General features: G+C 50.1%; 14 protein-coding genes. 5 read left to right on the top strand and 9 right to left on the bottom strand.

Translation table 11 applies throughout. From position 1 onward, the window contains the following. The first annotated feature begins 2 nt into the window (after window positions 1-2). The 5 genes from C7B16_RS12625 to C7B16_RS12645 all read left to right on the top strand — a co-directional run bounded on the left by C7B16_RS12625 (window position 3) and on the right by C7B16_RS12645 (window position 6,314). Window positions 3-1,448 carry a methylaspartate mutase subunit E gene (locus tag C7B16_RS12625; protein ID WP_001516004.1) on the top strand — a complete coding sequence of 482 codons (1,446 nt, stop codon included), beginning with the start codon at window positions 3-5 and terminating at the stop codon, window positions 1,446-1,448. Beyond that, entirely contained in the window at window positions 1,448-2,689 is a 1,242-nt protein-coding gene (locus tag C7B16_RS12630; RefSeq protein WP_107179768.1) for a methylaspartate ammonia-lyase, read from the top strand. Before C7B16_RS12625 ends, C7B16_RS12630 begins: the two co-directional genes overlap by 1 nt. Window positions 2,690-2,692: 3 nt before the next feature. Continuing rightward, window positions 2,693-4,063 (top strand): acyclic terpene utilization AtuA family protein, encoded by a 1,371-nt coding sequence (locus C7B16_RS12635; protein ID WP_000101359.1) that lies wholly within the window; start codon window positions 2,693-2,695, stop codon window positions 4,061-4,063. Continuing rightward, window positions 4,060-4,377: a DUF4387 domain-containing protein gene (locus tag C7B16_RS12640; protein WP_000813902.1), complete on the top strand. Its 318-nt coding sequence runs from the start codon at window positions 4,060-4,062 to the stop codon at window positions 4,375-4,377. The genes C7B16_RS12635 and C7B16_RS12640 overlap by 4 nt, the downstream gene beginning before the upstream one ends. Window positions 4,378-4,661: 284 nt before the next feature. Further along, entirely contained in the window at window positions 4,662-6,314 is a 1,653-nt protein-coding gene (locus C7B16_RS12645; protein WP_016248488.1) for a class I fumarate hydratase, read from the top strand. 167 nt (window positions 6,315-6,481) lie between these two features. Here the strand turns inward: C7B16_RS12645 and C7B16_RS12650 are convergent, their stop codons facing one another. From C7B16_RS12650 to sucC, 9 genes are all read right to left on the bottom strand, one after another. Beyond that, window positions 6,482-7,387, bottom strand: a complete 906-nt coding sequence (locus C7B16_RS12650) for a LysR family transcriptional regulator (RefSeq protein WP_001214252.1) — start codon at window positions 7,385-7,387, stop codon at window positions 6,482-6,484. Window positions 7,388-7,653: 266 nt separating this feature from the next. Further along, window positions 7,654-9,324: an HAL/PAL/TAL family ammonia-lyase gene (locus C7B16_RS12655; RefSeq protein WP_143192600.1), complete on the bottom strand. Its 1,671-nt coding sequence runs from the start codon at window positions 9,322-9,324 to the stop codon at window positions 7,654-7,656. A gap of 60 nt (window positions 9,325-9,384) precedes the next feature. Then, window positions 9,385-10,323: a formimidoylglutamase gene (gene hutG / locus C7B16_RS12660; protein ID WP_107179770.1), complete on the bottom strand. Its 939-nt coding sequence runs from the start codon at window positions 10,321-10,323 to the stop codon at window positions 9,385-9,387. Then, window positions 10,323-11,534: an imidazolonepropionase gene (gene hutI, locus C7B16_RS12665; protein ID WP_001516000.1), complete on the bottom strand. Its 1,212-nt coding sequence runs from the start codon at window positions 11,532-11,534 to the stop codon at window positions 10,323-10,325. Before hutI ends, hutG begins: the two co-directional genes overlap by 1 nt. Further along, a complete protein-coding gene (locus C7B16_RS12670; protein ID WP_258182549.1) occupies window positions 11,531-12,097 on the bottom strand; it encodes a HutD family protein in 567 nt (188 codons plus the stop codon). The genes hutI and C7B16_RS12670 overlap by 4 nt, the downstream gene beginning before the upstream one ends. Before the next feature lie 25 nt (window positions 12,098-12,122). Further along, window positions 12,123-13,532: a cytosine permease gene (locus C7B16_RS12675; RefSeq protein WP_107179772.1), complete on the bottom strand. Its 1,410-nt coding sequence runs from the start codon at window positions 13,530-13,532 to the stop codon at window positions 12,123-12,125. A 164-nt stretch (window positions 13,533-13,696) separates the two neighbouring features. Then, window positions 13,697-15,394 (bottom strand): urocanate hydratase, encoded by a 1,698-nt coding sequence (gene hutU, locus C7B16_RS12680; RefSeq protein WP_001515997.1) that lies wholly within the window; start codon window positions 15,392-15,394, stop codon window positions 13,697-13,699. Between the two features lie 783 nt (window positions 15,395-16,177). Continuing rightward, entirely contained in the window at window positions 16,178-17,047 is an 870-nt protein-coding gene (sucD, locus tag C7B16_RS12690) for a succinate--CoA ligase subunit alpha (protein ID WP_001515996.1), read from the bottom strand. Next, a complete protein-coding gene (gene sucC, locus C7B16_RS12695) occupies window positions 17,047-18,213 on the bottom strand; it encodes an ADP-forming succinate--CoA ligase subunit beta (RefSeq protein WP_001048605.1) in 1,167 nt (388 codons plus the stop codon). Before sucC ends, sucD begins: the two co-directional genes overlap by 1 nt. Window positions 18,214-18,626: the final 413 nt, after the last annotated feature.

An 18,626-nucleotide genomic window follows, 5' to 3' on the forward strand; every position in this document is an offset into this window, starting at 1 on the left:
CAATGGAACTTCGAAACAAGAAATTAACCCATGACGAATTCATGGCCGAGCGGCAACAGGTACTGAAAACCTGGGAAACTGGCAAGGACGTTGAAAAATTCGAAGATGGCGTTAAATACCAACAAACCATTCCTGAACATAAACGCTTCTCCCTTGCCCTGCTGAAAGCAGACCTGGAAGGTAAAACACTTAGCCAGCCGCGCGCTGGCGTGGCGCTGATGGACGAACACATTGAACTACTGAAAACACTACAAGAAGAGTGCGATCTGCTGCCGAGCACCATTGATGCCTACACCCGTCTGAATCGTTACGAAGAAGCGGCGGTGGGCATTAAGAAGTCCATCGAAGCCGGAACATCTAAACTGAACGGTTTACCGGTGGTTAACCACGGTGTCGCAGCGTGCCGCCGTCTGACCGAAACCCTGCAAAAACCGTTACAGATCCGCCACGGCACGCCAGATGCGCGCCTGCTGGCTGAAATCTCAATGGCCAGTGGCTTCACCAGTTATGAAGGCGGCGGCATTTCCTACAATATTCCGTATGCCAAACGTGTAACGCTGGAAAAATCTATCCGCGACTGGCAGTACTGCGACCGCTTAATGGGGTTGTATGAAGAACATGGCATTCGTATCAACCGCGAACCATTTGGCCCACTGACTGGAACGCTGATCCCGCCATTTATCTCGCACTCTGTTGCGATTATCGAGGGCCTGTTGGCGTTGGAACAAGGCGTAAAATCTATCACTGTTGGTTATGGCCAGGTCGGCTGCCTGACACAAGATATTGCGGCGATCCGGTCTCTACGTGAACTCGCGCACGAATACTTCCAAAACAATGGTTATACGGACTACGAGTTAAGTACGGTGTTCCACCAGTGGATGGGCGGTTTTCCGGAAGACGAATCGAAAGCGTTCGCCATTATCTCCTGGGGCGCGGCGGTAGCAGGCATGTCGGGCGCAACTAAAGTTATCACCAAAAGCCCACATGAAGCATGGGGTATACCTACCGCCGCCGCCAACGTGCAGGGGCTGAAAGCCTCCCGTCAAATGCTCAATATGGTCAGCGATCAAAAATTCCCGCCATGCCCTGTGGTTGAACTGGAAATTGAGCTGATTAAAAGTGAAGTTCGTGCCGTCCTGAATAAAGTGTTCGAACTGGGCAATGGTGATATCGCGCGCGGTACAGTGCTGGCTTTTGAAGCGGGTGTACTGGATGTACCCTTTGCGCCAGCCGCCTGCAACGCGGGCAAACTTCTTCCGGTTCGTGACAACACCGGGGCTATCCGCGTACTTGAAGCCGGAGCCGTTCCTCTGCCAAAAGAGATTCTTGACCTCCACCACGATTACGTTGCCGAACGCGCACGCGTTGAAGGACGCCAACCGACATTCCAGATGGTTGTAGATGACATCAATGCCGTATCCCACAGCAAATTAATAGGAAGACCATAATGAAAATAAAACAGGCCCTTTTCACCGCTGGTTACTCATCGTTCTATTTCGACGACCAGCAGGCGATAAAAAACGGAGCGGGTCATGACGGCTTTTTTTATACCGGGGAGCCAGTAACGCCCGGTTTTAGCGCTGTGCGCCAGGCCGGGGAGTGCGTTTCAGTTCAGTTGATTCTGGAAAACGGTGCCGTCGCCGTCGGTGACTGTGCTGCTGTTCAATACTCCGGAGCCGGTGGCCGCGATCCACTATTCCTTGCTGAACACTTTATTCCGTTCCTCAACACGCATATCAAACCTTTGCTGGAAGGTCGCGATGTGGACGCATTCCTGCCGAATGCCCGTTTCTTCGACAAACTGCGTATTGACGGCAACCTGCTGCACACTGCCGTGCGTTATGGTTTATCGCAGGCATTACTTGACGCCACCGCGCTGGCAACCGGTCGCCTGAAAACCGAGGTCGTTTGTGCCGAATGGCAATTACCCTGCGTAGCGGAATCCATTCCGTTATTTGGTCAAAGCGGTGACGACCGTTACATCGCTGTGGATAAAATGATCCTTAAAGGCGTCGATGTCCTGCCACATGCATTGATTAATAACGTTGAAGAGAAGCTGGGCTATAAAGGTGAAAAACTACGCGAATATATCCGTTGGCTGGCGGATCGCATTTTGGGCAAACGCACCAGCGCACGCTATCGCCCTACCCTGCACATTGACGTTTACGGCACTATCGGTCTGATCTTCGATATGGATCCGGTGCGCTGCGCCCAATACATCGCCAGTCTGGAAGACGAAGCACAAGGTTTGCCACTGTACATTGAAGGTCCTGTCGATGCCGGTAATAAACCTGATCAAATTCGCTTGTTAACCGCCATCACCAAAGAGCTGACGCGCCTCGGTTCCGGCGTGAAAATTGTCGCTGACGAGTGGTGTAACACCTACCAGGATATCGTTGATTTCACCGATGCAGGCAGTTGTCATATGGTGCAAATTAAAACGCCGGATCTTGGCGGTGTTCGTAACATCGTTGACGCAGTGTTGTATTGCAACAAACACGGGATGGAAGCCTACCAGGGCGGCACCTGCAACGAAACAGAGATCAGCGCCCGCACCTGTGTGCACGTTGCGCTGGCCGCACGCCCAATGCGTATGCTGGTCAAGCCAGGGATGGGTTTCGACGAAGGCCTCAACATCGTCTTCAACGAAATGAATCGTACTATCGCACTGTTGCAGGCTAAGGGATAACAGATGGCTCGTAAATTCAAAGTGTTATCGCCAACAGCCATTCTTGGTTATGGTTTCCCGGAAGAAAGTTTTAATAAGGCGATGGAAGAATCTCCGGATCTGATCGCCGTTGACGCCGGTTCATCTGACCCAGGTCCCCATTACCTGGGGGCGGGTAAAGCCTTTACCGACCGGGCGGGCGTCAAACGCGACCTGCGTTACATGATAACCGCTGGCGTGAAGAACAACATTCCGGTGGTAATCGGTACGGCAGGCGGCTCCGGCGCGGCCCCACATCTGGAGTGGTGCCGTGAAATTATTCATGAAATTGCGCAAGAAGAAAAACTCTCGTTCTCGATGGCGCTGATTCCTGCTGACGTCGACAAAGCACTCGTCCACGAAGCGCTGGATAATGGCAAAATCACGGCGCTGGATTTTGTCCCGGCATTAACCCATGAAGCAATCGACGAAAGTACCTACATTGTGGCGCAAATGGGGATCGAGCCTTTCCAGCGGGCGCTGAAAGCAGGCGCTCAGGTGGTTCTGGGTGGGCGCGCTTACGACCCGGCCTGCTTTGCCGCACTGCCTATCATGCAGGGGTTTGACGAAGGGCTGGCGCTGCACTGCGGGAAAATCCTTGAGTGCGCGGCCATTGCCGCAACGCCTGGCTCCGGTTCAGACTGTGCAATGGGTATCATTGACGACAACGGCTTTACGCTGAAGACATTTAATCCACAGCGTAAATTTACCGAAACGTCCGCCGCCGCGCATACGTTGTATGAGAAATCTGATCCGTACTTCCTGCCTGGACCTGGCGGCGTACTGAATCTGAAGAGCTGTACATTTAAAGCGGTCAATGATGGCGAAGTGTATGTCAGCGGTTCAAAACATGAAGAAACGCCGTATGCCCTGAAACTGGAAGGCGCCCGTCGGGTTGGCTTCCGCTGCCTGACCATTGCCGGGACCCGCGATCCTATTATGATTGCCGGGATCGACAAAATTATCGAAGAAGTGAAAGCAAGCGTAGCGAGTAACCTTTCGCTGGACGATGACAGCATCCGCATTACATTCCACCTGTACGGAAAAAATGGCGTCATGGGTGCTCATGAACCCACGCAAACTGCCGGACACGAACTGGGGATCCTGCTGGATGTCGTCGCGCCAACTCAGGAGATTGCCAATAGCGTTTGCTCGCTGGTGCGTTCAACCATGTTGCACTATGGCTATGAAAATCGCATCGCTACCGCAGGTAACCTCGCCTTCCCGTTCTCGCCCTCAGATGTACAGGCTGGGCCGGTATATGAGTTCTCGATCTATCACCTGATTGAAGCCAACGACGCACTGCGTTTTGATTTCCACATCGAACAGGTGACGCCGGAAGGAGTTCAGGCATGAAACAGTCAATTCGTTCACTGGCGCAGGTGATCCGCTCCAAAAACGCCGGACCCTATGAACTGGTTTTAGATATTTTATTTAAAACGAAAGAAAACTATGAGCGAGTTAAATCATCTGGGCAATTAACCCCAGAACTGGTGGCTGGCTTATATCATGTTGAACCTGAATTTATTCATCGTATTGTCTGGTTTGATCCTTCTAATGCAGTAAAAATCGTCATGCCACGAGATATTATCTCCGGAAATGTGGGTGATAGTGATGTTTATGGTGCACAGCAACACGCACCTTTATTAAGTATTCATTTTGATATTTAATAATTAATATTGTTTAGATTATCAACCTCATAAATGTACCTGCATAGATTTATTCATGACTGGTACATTTATCTAAATATATCAATAAAATAAATTGCGAAGCATGCTGGTATTATCACATCTTAAATAACGGGTGAACTACGTCCCTCTAAAAATCACACGTAATTAAACAAAAAATGCTTAAGTAAATACCGAATGACAACGTGATATAAACATCCAGCTCCTGCTGGAAAAATGGCCTGTCTTAGCATTCGGTAAAAATAACCACAACGTGAGAAGAGATCATGTCTAAACCATTCGTCTGGCAGGATCCGTTTTTGCAAGATAAAGACGGTACAGAATATAAATTAATTAGCGATCAACATATTATGGTAACGAAGTTAGACGGTGAAGACGTAATAAAAGTCGCCCCTGACGCGTTAACGTTGCTTGCCCGACAGGCATTTTATGAAGCCTCTTTTTTCTTACGCTCTGCTCATTTGCAACAGGTCGCCAGCATTCTTAACGATCCGCAAGCCAGCAGTAATGACAAATACGTGGCCTTGCAGTTACTGCGAAATGCAGAGGTCTCGGCAAAGGGAATATTACCCAACTGTCAGGACACAGGCACAGCAACGATTGTTGCCAGCAAGGGACAACATATCTGGACCGGGTGCAATGATGCTGAAGCCCTGAGCAAAGGTATTTACAGCACTTTCCAGGAAAATAATCTGCGTTTTTCGCAAAATGCGCCACTGGATATGTATACCGAGATGAATACCCAAACCAATCTCCCGGCGCAGATTGATATCAGCGCCGTACCCGGCGACGAATACCATTTTCTGTGTGTTAATAAAGGGGGAGGCTCCGCCAATAAAGCCGCGCTTTATCAGGAAACAAAATCTCTCCTGCAACCGGAAAAACTGACCGCATTTTTAATTGAAAAAATGAAATCGCTGGGCACCGCCGCCTGTCCGCCCTACCATATCGCCTTTGTCGTCGGAGGACTTTCTGCCGATCAAGCGTTAAAAGTCGCCAAACTGGCTTCAACGAAATACTACGATAATCTGCCCACCAGCGGAAACGAGCAGGGACAAGCATTCCGCGATGTTGAACTGGAAAAAACATTGCTCGACGCCAGCCAGCAATTTGGTATTGGTGCTCAGTTTGGTGGCAAATATTTCGCTCATGATATTCGTGTTATTCGTCTGCCACGCCACGGCGGCTCCTGCCCAATTGCCATGGCGCTCTCCTGTTCCGCCGATCGCAATATTAAGGCCAAAATTAACAAACACGGTATCTGGCTGGAAAAACTCGAACATAATCCGGGGCAATATATTCCTGTATCAATGCGGGAAGAAAATCGCACGCATCATGTGCATCTCGATCTGAATCGTCCATTGCGTGACGTGATGCAAGATCTCGCCACGTTACCGGTCGGCACCCGCGTGTCGTTAAGTGGGCCAATCGTGGTGGCGCGCGATATCGCCCACGCAAAAATTAAAGAGCGACTGGATAACGGTGAACCGATGCCGGATTACCTGAAACATCATGTTGTCTATTACGCAGGGCCGGCGAAAACACCAGAAAACATGGCCTGCGGTTCATTGGGGCCAACCACTGGCGGTCGAATGGACGGTTATGTCGATACCTTTCAGGCAGCGGGCGGCAGTCTGGTCATGTTGTCGAAAGGCAACCGCAGCCAGCAGGTCACCGATGCCTGTCACAAACATGGCGGCTTTAATCTGGGAAGTATTGGCGGTGCGGCGGCGTTACTGGCGCAAGAATATGTCAAAAGCCTTCGCTGTCTGGAATACCCGGAGCTGGGCATGGAAGCCGTGTGGATGATGGAAGTTGAAAATCTGCCCGCATTCATTCTGGTGGATGATAAAGGCAATAATTTCTTTAGCCAGTTTGAGCAGCAACACCGCTGTGCCAGTTGCCCTGCGGGGCATTAATGAAAGTGAATGTTACGCTTTAGTCGTGCAGGGTGAGCTGATCTTTATGCTGGCTTACCATTTTCTGGATACTGAAGAGGTGAACGCCTCACTGCAAAATTGCCCCATCAGGCACAACCAGGTCTCGACGGTTAATATCTGCGCCTGGCATTTCGCCAGGCGTAGGTTTACATCTCCTCCGGCACCACCGATTTTGCCAGCAACCACTCACGAAAGAGCTGCAAGTGCGGATATTCAGCCTTCTCTTCCCGCCACGTCATAATGAAGCGATTACCGGTAAGAATGGGCACATCGCACGGGATCACCATATCACCACTATCTAAATCGTGTTGGATAGCGAACCGCGGCAGCAATGCCACGCCGAGATTAGAGCGCACGGCGGCAATCAGCATCGAAAGCAAATCGAAACGCGGCCCATTATTGACCAGCGGACTGCTAACGCCCGATAGCGCAAACCACTCTTCCCAGCCAGTAATACGGGTGCTCTGATGCAGAAGAGGTAGCTCACTAAGTAGTTCTGCAACGGACAGCTTTTGATCGGGCAGTGAAAGCAAACTGCCGCTGCATACTGGCAGAATCTCTTCCTCAAAGAGATATTCTACCTTCGACCAGGGGGCGCAAAAATTTTCGCGCATAATGACAGCATCGTATTCCCGATTAAGAAAATCCCCGTTATTGGCTAATGAGTGGATATTGACAATAATATCGGGATACAATTTATTGAACTCACGTAAATTGGGGATCAACCAGTGCGTGCTGAAGGTAGGATTGACAGCAAGCTCAATAACCTGAACCGTGGGTTGCCAAGTCATGATTGTATTTGTGTCACGTTCCAGTTTATTCAATGTTTCTTTAACAATTCCCAGATAATATTTACCGGCATCATTAAGGAATATTCTTTTTTTAGAATGCGCAAATAATGATATATGTAAAAACTCTTCCAGTGCGCTAACTTGTCTGAATACTGCACTTTGGGTTAACGCCAACTCCTCTGCTGCTCTGGTATAACTTTCATGACGTGCGACTACCTCAAAAGTCACCAGCAATTCCGTTTTGGGTATTTTTCCTCTCATAATGCCGTCCCTTAAAAATAGTTTAAACTATCAAAAATACATTACTTATTACTAAGTAATGGTAACCAAAGCAGCAATAAATAATTTATAAGTATCATGATTGATATTTATAACCCAGCACGTTCGGTATGGCAATTACCTTAATGAGGAAATAATAATCCGAAAAGCAAAACGCCCTTCGGATTATTATAATCAATATTAAGAAAAACTATTAAACTGATAATTATCATATCTATGGATATTATGATAAACAACCAACACCGATTTTATTTTTGATTTATCGCATATCCTTCTAAGAATTTTTGCGATGCTGCAATATCCGGAGTAAAGATGCGATCCTGCTCGACAAATGGCACGACTTTTCTGTAGGCGGTAAACATCGCTTTTGTTGATTTACCTAATGCCAGTTGTGGATCGGCTTGCAACCGCAAATCGATTGCCTGCGCGGAATGCATCAATTCAATGCCATAAATAATGTTCAAATTATCAACCACCTGTTTCAGTCTTCTGGCTGCATGGTCGTTATTGGCACCGGTATCTTCAATGCCTCCGGCAACCGGTTGAATATCGAAAGAAACAGGATTGGCAAGATCAACATTTTCTGCATGCAGCGCGACAAAAGGAATATGCAGCGAACCGAAGCCGTGACCTTTATTACCGGGTGCCGACAGGAAGCGCGTTAAACCCGTAAAGTGATCATCTTCCAGGTGCAGCGAGCGACGCATACTGTTATGCGAAACATGCACTAACGCCACGGTCAGACGCTGGGTGGCAAGCGCAACAGGTAACGATTCGAAGTTTGCCGTCGGGAAAATCCCGCCGCTGATTGCGCCATCTTTAACAAAATATTGCGCGACCTGGCTGGAATCCTGGTACGCCTTATCAGCATTCAGCACAGTTGCCGGGTTATCGTCAGAACTGTTGATCTGCACGGTAATGATATCTTCTGCGTCATGTAGCGCACGTACCGACTCAGAAAGGGTATACACCGTTGTTCTGAACGATAACGGATCCTGCAATGCACGTTTGTCATCCTTATGCCATAAATAAGAACCGATTAACGCATCGCGGATCTCTTTCGCGGAATCAGCCAACTGCGGGAAAGGACGCACGCCGATCGACTGCGGCAGTACCGGCGCGACGTTACCATTCAACGCTTCCAGACTCATAGCGAAAACCATCGGGCTGACATTCAGCAACTGGCGTGCCGACCGTACCGCTTCAATCGCATACGCCGTGCCAACGCTGTTGTTCGACAAAATCGCCAGCATATCTTTACCCTGCGGCACCAGTGGTTTAAGCCCCACTTTCGCCAGCGCATCGCCACCACTCATTTCCACGCCATTAACCCGCGCTTTCCATTCCCCCATCATCACCAGGCCAACGTGTGATGCGAGCATAATATCTGCTGCGCCAATGCTTCCACGCGCCGGAATTAAAGGTGTAACGCCGCGATTAATAAATTCAGCATACAGTTCGGCAATATAAGGCTGCGCTCCGGTTTGCCCATGCAGCATGGTATTTAAACGTAATACCATTGAGAGACGAGCAAGATAATCCGGCAACATTGAGCCGACGCCTGCAGAATGGGCGCGCAGCGCGGCAGCATTAAATTTTTTCGATGCGTCAATCACCTCAGGCGTTAAATTTCCTTTGGCATCAAATATGGGCTGATCTTTATTTAGCCCCACGCCCACGGTTAAACCGTAAACGGGTGTTCCAGAATGCGCGGCGGTCATCACCAAATCATAACTTTTTTCCATGCGCTCCATGGCTTTCGGCGCGATTTTGACGCCGTTATCACCTAATGCAATTGACCATGCTTGGTCAATAGAGAGATGTTCGCCATCCAGCGTAATGGTTGATTTTGCCATCGCGATGGAGCAAACGCTCCAGAGCACAACGGTGACAGTGACTCTTCGTATCAATCCTTTCATTGTGTTTCCTTATCATGATGAGTTTAACAACGGGTTACTGCGACAACGTCTTAATTTGTCTTATCTTTTCCCCCGCCGAACAATGCTGGTCACCAGGCGAGCGGCAACTTTCGCAGTCAAATTATCGCGATCCAGTTCCGGGTTAAGTTCGGCAATATCCGCAGCAATCAACTTCTCGCTACCGGCGATTAAATTCACAATGGCTTCAGTAATATTTAACGGCACGCCTAACGGTGATGGCGCAGAAACGCCGGGAGCCTGATACCCCGGTAGGACATCGAGACAAATCGTTAAATAAATAGCGTCACACGCCTGAATATCTGCCGAGAGCGCATTAATAACCTCATGCAAATCGCTTTCAAATTGCAGAGATTCGTCCAGCCAATAACGCACGCCGAGGCTATCAGCGCGATCAAATAACGCCTGAGTATTGGCAAAACGGCTTATTCCCAGCACGCGATAACTAAATGGTTTGCCATGCTGCGTGTTCCACTCCTGCATCTGGCGAAATGGCGTACCTGAATTGGCCTTTTCAGCCATCCGTAAATCAAAATGCGCGTCAAGGTTGATAATCAGCAGTCGCTGGATATCAGGGCGCGACTGCATAATCCCCTGAAATGTTCCCCACGCCACTTCATGACCACCGCCCAGAACCAGCGGAAAACTGTTACGCGCAATGACCGCGGCAACGTTTGTCGCCAGACAGTTTTGTGCGGATTCCAGCGCCTGTTCCTCACTTTGCACATCGCCCATATCAAAAATAGCGTCTTCATTGAGCACCGGCATATTGCCCAATATGCTGCGTAATGCACCCGGCCCACCTGCTGCGCCCGTTCGCCCACCGTTACGTTGTACGCCGTCATCAACGGCAAAACCTATCAGCGTACAGCCTCCAAGGCTTTGTTCACTAAACGGTTGCACATGCTGATGCCAGCGAGTGCTGACGCCGGTTTCCTGCGAGTCAACACGCCCACTCCACGGCAAAAATGTTTGCTTCATTACCAACTCCTTTTTCCACCGACAATCAGCCCCTGACAAGGCTGGTGCCCAAACCAATAGGCCAGTTCACGTGGATGATTTAGATCCCAGACCGCCATATCCGCCCGTAACCCCGGCGCAAGTTCCCCCCGATCAATAAGTCCAAGTGCCTTTGCCGCATTACGCGTAACGCCCTGAACGGCTTCCAGCGGTGTCATGCGGAACAGCGTACAGGCCATATTGATCATCAATGGCAATGACATATTGGGAGACGTTCCGGGGTTATGGTCCGTGGAGATGGCAATTGGCACGCCCGCTGCCCGCAAAGCGGCAATCGGCGGTAGATGGGTTTCGCGCAGGAAGTAATAGGCCCCGGGGAGCAGAACCGCCACCGTTCCGGCCGCTTTCATGGCAACGATCCCCGATTCGCTAAGGTATTCCAGATGATCGCAGGACAGCGCAGAAAACGCCGCCGCCAGCGCCGCACCTTGCTGGTCAGAAAGCTGTTCGGCATGGAGTTTTACCGGCACTCCATAGTGTTGCGCTTTACTGAAAACGCGCCGTACCTGGTCTGGGCTAAAGGCGATGTTTTCACAAAAAGCATCAACTGCATCAATCAGCCCCTGTCCATGCAGGACGCCCATCCAGTCGCAAAGCGCCGTAATGTAATCATCACTGCGTCCGGCAAACTCTGGCGGTAAACTGTGCGCCCCAAGAAAAGTAGACTGAATACGTAACCCGGTAGATTCCTGTAAGCGGCGAATGACGCGCAAACAGCGCGCTTCATCTTCCAGCGTCAAGCCATAACCGGATTTTATTTCCAGCGTACTGACGCCTTCACGCAACCAGTTTTGTAGTCGCTGCGCCGCAAGTTCAAACAGTTGCGTTTCGCTGGCAGCCCGCGTGGCATTGACGGTAGATAAGATCCCGCCGCCCGCTCTCGCAATATCTTCATAAGCCACACCTTGCAGCCGCATCTCAAACTCATTCGCCCGCTGGCCGCCATACACCAGATGCGTATGGCAATCCACCAGACCGGGTGTCAGCAACTTACCCTGCAGGTCGTGTTCCTCTGTAATGTCAGCCGTCAGTTCGCGAGGGATCTGCGTGGCCTTGCCAAGCCAAACAATAGTGTCGCCACGGCTGATTAATGCACCATTTTCAATCACTCCCCAATCGTTAGCGGAAAGTGTCGCCAGCGTGGTATTTCGCCAGAGCGTTAATGCACTCATAAGGATTTTTCCCCTCGTAGATAATAAAGCCACCAGCCCGCCAGCTCACCGACAGAGACTTTTTTCCGTGGTTCGAAACGCCAGGGCTTGCCATCAGGCTGAGCCAGCCATAACAGCGTATTCGTAGCTACAAACGTCCTCTTCTCGCCGCTTATCCACTCCCCGTCACACAACGTGAACAGCCCCGCTTGCGCGAGTGACGGAGGGAGCCAGTCAACGGCACTTTGCACCCGCAACATCCCCACATCAGCTTCCCGCGCCATGACATTGAGATCGCGAACAGTCCCGCCCAGCAACTGGCAATCCGGCATCGCTTCACCTGGGAAAATTAAGGCGGGATCGTGACGTTGCAGGTTGATGATCGAATCGACAAACGTCAGTTTCACCCCTTCCCCATCGAGGATCGCGAGACCACGTACCACGCCTGGCCACGCCGAAAAAGGACCGTCCTGACTGACATTCGCCATACTGATGCGCAACAACCAGTTTTCATCATCAGGCCAGGCAAGCAGTTGTCGGGTAAAACCCCCGCCGTTGCGCCACGGTTGCAAGGGCTTATCCATTGCAGATATCAGCATTGGTTCCATATTACGACTCGGGATAAATAGTCTGGGCAGGGACACTGGTGGTGCGTTTCGCCCACGGGTAATAGATAACGGCAGTCATTAACAAACCGATAATCCAGGAAATATCCGCCCCGTCCATCAGTACAGAAATAGGCCCCTGATACAGTTTTTGATTCAGGAAGGGGATCTGCACCAGCACACCAATTCCGTAGCAAACCAACGCGGTTTTGTTATACGCGCCATAGCGTCCATCCGGGGTATAGAGTGCCGGAATATCGGTTTTACCTTGTGAGATGAAGTAGTAGTCGATGAGATTGATGGCGCTCCACGGAACAAATACCGTCAACAGCAGCAGAACAAAGTTTTTGAAATTATTTAATAAATCGGCGCTGGCCGCCAACGCAACGACCATCGACAACAGCACGAAGCCCACAACGTAAGCAGCGCGAACACGCTGTGAAACCTGACTGCGATTATTAAAGGCACTGACGGTCGCCAGAATCGACATAAAGCCGCCGTAGGCATTCAAACAGTTAACCGTCAGTTTGCCGCAAACAATCACCGTATAAATCAGAATGGCAAACGTTGGCCCGGCTAACTCGCCCATAAAACCGACCTGATCTTTCAGGAAGTTAGCACCGCAAGCAGCAACAAGAACGCCAAAGGTCATGGCACATTGCGCGCCAAGCGTGGTACCCAGAAAGGTGGCAAAGAAGATTGATTTTGCTGGTGTATCAGAGGGTAAATAGCGGGAATAATCAGAGGCGTATGGTGCAAACGTTAATTGCCATCCGGCTGAGAGCGCAATCGTTAATAAGAACACCGATAAGCTAAATGGCTTTTGACCAAATGCCGCAGCCACATCGTAGTGACCGCTAAGTTGAGTGGCCAGGTAAATAAACCCCAGAATACTTAATATCCCTGCAACACGGCCAACGACGTGAATAAGTTTATAACCGACCAATGCGATCATCGCGGTAAGCATACCGAAAATAATAATTCCGGTCGATGCTGACTCAAAACCAAATATCCGGTTAATCGCCTGACCGGATAATACCGTACCCGTCGCGGCAAATCCGAGATACATAATAATCACCATCAGTAACGGTAGCGCCGCCCCTTTGACGCCAAAGCGGATACGACTGGAGATCATCTGTGGTAATCCCAGCTTTGCCCCCTGTGACGAGTGCAATGCCATAACCGCGCCGCCGATAATATTACCGATTAATAAACCAATAATTGCTGACATGGCTTCAGAGCCAAAAATAATCGCTAACGCGCCGTCCACCACGGCGGTAATTTGTAAGTTAGCACTTAGCCACAAAGTAAACTGGCTGGAGGGCGCGCCATGGCGAGCGGACTCAGGAACGGCGTTAATAGTATTTGATTCTAAAACCGGTTTTTTACTGCGGATAGGGCTGCTTGATTCCATGAAAAAGTCTCCTGCAAAATGAGAGGTCATTTTTTGAAACAGCAAAAGAGGGTCGAGAGATATTTCTTTCGACGATGTAATGAATATTTTTTGATAATTATTGTTATACAGGCGGATTACTTTCCGCCTGTATTAGCGAAAATATTAAATAACAGCGTTAATATTTAGCGAATCATCGGCAATTTCAGACCATAATTTTTGGCACATTCAATAGCGGCTTCATAACCGGCATCAGCGTGACGCATAACGCCTGACGCACAGTCATTAACCAGCACACGCGCCAGGCGTTTTTCAGCTTCTTCGCTACCATCAGCAACAATGACCATCCCGGCGTGCTGGGAATATCCCATCCCAACGCCGCCGCCATGATGCAGAGACACCCACGTTGCCCCGCCCGCCGTGTTGAGCAGACCATTGAGCAACGGCCAGTCAGATACCGCGTCACTGCCATCGAGCATACTTTCGGTTTCGCGGTTCGGGCTGGCGACAGAGCCGGTATCAAGATGATCGCGACCAATCACAATCGGCGCTTTTAATTCACCGTTGCGTACCATTTCATTGAATGCCAGCCCCGCCAGGTGACGCTCGCCAAGCCCCAGCCAGCAAATACGTGAAGGCAAGCCCTGGAAAGCAATACGCTCGCGCGCCATATCCAGCCAGCGGTGCGTCAGCACGTTATTGGGGAACAGCTCTTTAATTTTGGCATCAGTCTTATAGATATCTTCCGGGTCACCAGACAGCGCTACCCAACGGAACGGGCCTTTGCCTTCACAGAACATTGGGCGAATATAAGCAGGGACAAAGCCCGGGAAATCAAAGGCATTTTGCAGACCTTCATTGAAGGCTACCTGACGGATATTGTTGCCATAATCGACAACCGGAATACCCATCGCCTGGAAGTCCAGCATCCCCTGGACATGCGCCACACAACTTTGTGCGGCGTCTTTTTGCAGCCTGGCGTGTTGTTGCGGATCTTGTTGTGCCGCACGCCATTGTTCTACGCTCCACCCCATCGGCAAATAGCCGTTAATCAGATCGTGGGCAGACGTCTGGTCAGTGACCAGATCCGGTTTGATCGCCCCCTGACGTGCACGTTTCACCAGTTCAGGAACAATTTCTGCCGCATTGCCCAGTAGCGCGATAGAAACGGCGTCTTTGCGCTCGGTGTGGTATTTAATCAGCGCCAGTGCATCATCGAGATCTTTTGCCTGTTTATCGACATAACGGGTACGCAGACGGAAGTCGATGCTACTTTGCTGACACTCAATATTTAATGAACATGCCCCTGCCAGAGTCGCCGCCAGCGGTTGTGCTCCACCCATGCCACCCAGACCCGCAGTCAGGATCCACTTTCCGCTTAGCGAATTGTTGTAGTGCTGACGCCCCGCCTCAACAAAGGTTTCAAACGTTCCCTGCACAATGCCCTGGCTACCAATGTAGATCCACGAACCGGCGGTCATCTGTCCATACATGAACAGACCTTTGCGATCGAGTTCGTTGAAGTGATCCCAGTTGGCCCATTGCGGCACCAGGTTAGAGTTGGCGATCAACACACGTGGCGCGTCAGTATGGGTTTTAAATACACCAACGGGTTTACCGGACTGAACCAGCAGCGACTCATCGGGTTCCAGATTTTTCAGGGATTCCAGAATCTGGTCGAAACACTCCCAGTTACGTGCCGCGCGGCCAATACCGCCGTACACCACCAGATGTTGCGGATTTTCAGCCACGTCTGGATCAAGGTTGTTCTGCAACATCCGATAGGCAGCTTCGATCTGCCAGTTTTTGCAATGCAGTTGAGTACCTTGTGGCGCATGGATGACGCGGCTGGTATCAATACGAGGATCTGAAGGCTTACTCATGAATCTTCTCCTGTTACTGGATAAAATTAAATGCTGTAATCGCCCAGAAAGATGAGCGAATGAATACAGAAACGGCTTATATAATTCCTGTTTATAATTTCGTATTATTAATTCATTTAGTGAATTTAATTTCTATAGCATATTCACCGTGAATATAAATTCAAAAAAATTGCCAACGCTTTGTATGCGAATTCAATATGCTTAATTTAACTTTTGGAAAAAGTGATATTGTTGGCAAAATATTTTCTCATTTGAACATATGAATATGATGAGATTGCAAGATGTCTGTAATTTAATTATTCGCAAAAACGTATTCACGACAGCTAATCATTAACGTAATAGCCGAAAAACCAGCGTTGTACCAAGAGCATAATACATTGATATATAGCGACATTTAAAAACAACCATTAATTTTCAAGCATAAGAGCATGTCTTGTTATCATTAATGCACATTCTATTTTTATCATCCTTAAAATAACAAACCCTAACTGAAAAAACTGGCAAACATATAAAATTTAAAAATATGAACCCTGGAGAATATAATTTTTCATTTTCAACAAAATGGCATCAAGAAGAAGCGGTGGTAGCTTATAAGCGATATTGATTCACTTATCGAAGTCCCGCAGGAGACAGGATTGATTCAACCAGCAGTCAGATTTCGACCGTGGTTAACGTTTAAGGCATAAAAAAGGCCATCATAAGATGGCCAACCATGTCGAAACCGACAGCCCTTCGCCATTCCTGTAGAGGGACGCGGCGAGGGCTATTTCTTATTACAGATATTTATTTCAGAACAGTTTTCAGTGCTTCACCGATGTCAGCCAGGCTGCGAACGGTTTTCACGCCTGCGGCTTCCAGGGCAGCAAATTTCTCATCCGCAGTCCCTTTACCACCGGAAATGATTGCACCTGCGTGACCCATACGTTTGCCTTTCGGCGCAGTCACACCGGCAATGTAACCCACAACTGGCTTGGTGACGTGCTCTTTGATGTACGCAGCCGCTTCTTCTTCGGCGCTACCGCCGATCTCACCGATCATCACGATCGCTTCGGTCTGCGGATCTTTTTCGAACATTTCGAGAATGTCGATAAAGTTAGAGCCAGGGATCGGATCGCCGCCGATACCGACACAGGTAGACTGACCGAAACCGTAATCCGTGGTCTGTTTAACTGCTTCATAAGTCAGCGTACCGGAACGGGAAACGATACCCACTTTACCAGGGCGATGGATGTGGCCCGGCTGGATACCGATTTTACACTCACCCGGAGTGATTACACCCGGGCAGTTCGGGCCAATCATGCGCACGCCCGCTTCGTCCAGTTTCACTTTCACGGTCAGCATATCCAGCGTCGGGATGCCCTCAGTGATGGTGATGATAAGCTTAATGCCTGCGTCGATGGCTTCCAGAATGGAGTCTTTGCAGAACGGTGCTGGTACGTAGATAACAGAAGCAGTGGCACCAGTGGCAGCTACTGCTTCACGCACGGTGTTGAACACCGGCAGGCCAAGGTGGGTGGTGCCGCCTTTACCTGGAGTTACGCCGCCCACCATTTTAGTGCCGTATGCAATGGCCTGTTCAGAGTGGAAAGTCCCCTGGCTACCGGTAAAGCCCTGGCAGATAACCTTGGTGTTTTTATCAATTAAAATGGACATTATTTCCCCTCCACTGCGGCAACAACCTGCTGAGCTGCATCCGTCAGACCTTTTGCTGCAATAATATTCAGGCCGCTGTCAGCCAGTTTCTTCGCGCCGAGTTCGGCGTTGTTACCTTCCAGACGTACGACAACCGGGACGTTAACACCCACTTCTGCTACCGCGCCGATGATACCGTCAGCAATCAGGTCGCAACGAACGATACCGCCAAAGATGTTAACCAGAACGGCTTTTACTTTTTCGTCAGAGAGGATGATTTTGAATGCTTCGGTCACGCGTTCTTTGGTTGCACCACCGCCAACATCGAGGAAGTTAGCCGGTTCACCGCCGTGCAGTTTAACGATGTCCATCGTGCCCATCGCCAGGCCTGCGCCGTTAACCATACAACCGATGTTGCCGTCCAGCGCTACGTAGTTCAGTTCCCACTGTGCAGCCTGCGCTTCACGCGGATCTTCCTGCGACTGGTCGCGCATTTCGCGCAGATCAGGCTGGCGGAACAGTGCGTTACCATCAGCGCCCAGTTTGCCGTCGAGGCAGATAAGATCGCCCTGTTTGGTGATAACCAACGGGTTGATTTCGATCAGCGCCAGATCCCGTTCCAGGAAAATGGTCGCCAGGCCCATGAAAATTTTGGTGAACTGTTGAACCAGTTTACCTTCCAGACCCAGTTTGAACGCCAGCTCGCGTCCCTGATACGGCATCGGGCCGGTCAGCGGATCAAGCGCAACTTTGTGGATCAGGTGCGGGGTTTCTTCCGCCACTTTTTCGATTTCCACGCCACCTTCAGTGGAGGCCATAAAGACCACGCGACGGGAGCTACGGTCAACAACGGCACCAAGATACAGCTCTTTCGCGATATCGGTCGCCGCTTCAACCAGAATCTGGTTAACCGGTTGTCCATTGGCGTCTGTTTGATACGTTACCAGACGCTTGCCCAGCCAGTTTTCTGCAAAAGCACGGATGTCTTCTTTGCTGTTTACCACTTTCACACCGCCCGCTTTACCGCGGCCACCAGCGTGAACCTGACATTTCACTACCCACGGACCGGCACCGATTTTTGAAGCGGCTTCTTCTGCTTCGCGCGGAGTAGTACAGGCATAACCCACCGGTGCTGGTAAGCCATAGCGGGCAAAAAGTTGTTTTGCCTGATATTCATGTAAGTTCATGTATTCTGTCCATCCTTTAGTAATCGTTATCTTTTAAACCGTAGACCGAATGTGACGTATCGCTTCCGGGTATTGTCGGATGCGGCGCGAGCGCCTTATCCGACCTACATCAGAGTCACCCATAGGCCTGATAAGACGCGTCAGCGTCGCATCAGGCATCGCTTGTCGGATGCAGCGCGAGCGCCTTATCCGACCTACATCGGAGTCACCCGTAGGCCTGATAAGACGCGTTAAGCGTCGCATCAGGCATCGCTTGTCGGATGCGGCGCGAGCGCCTTATCCGACCTACATCGGAGTCACCCGTAGGCCTGATAAGACGCGTTAAGCGTCGCATCAGGCATCGCTTGTCGGATGCGGCGCGAGCGCCTTATCCGACCTACATCGGAGTCACCCGTAGGCCTGATAAGACGCGT

The sequence above is a fragment of the Escherichia sp. 20412-1 genome (assembly GCF_003027595.1).
Lineage (GTDB): Bacteria > Pseudomonadota > Gammaproteobacteria > Enterobacterales > Enterobacteriaceae > Escherichia > Escherichia marmotae.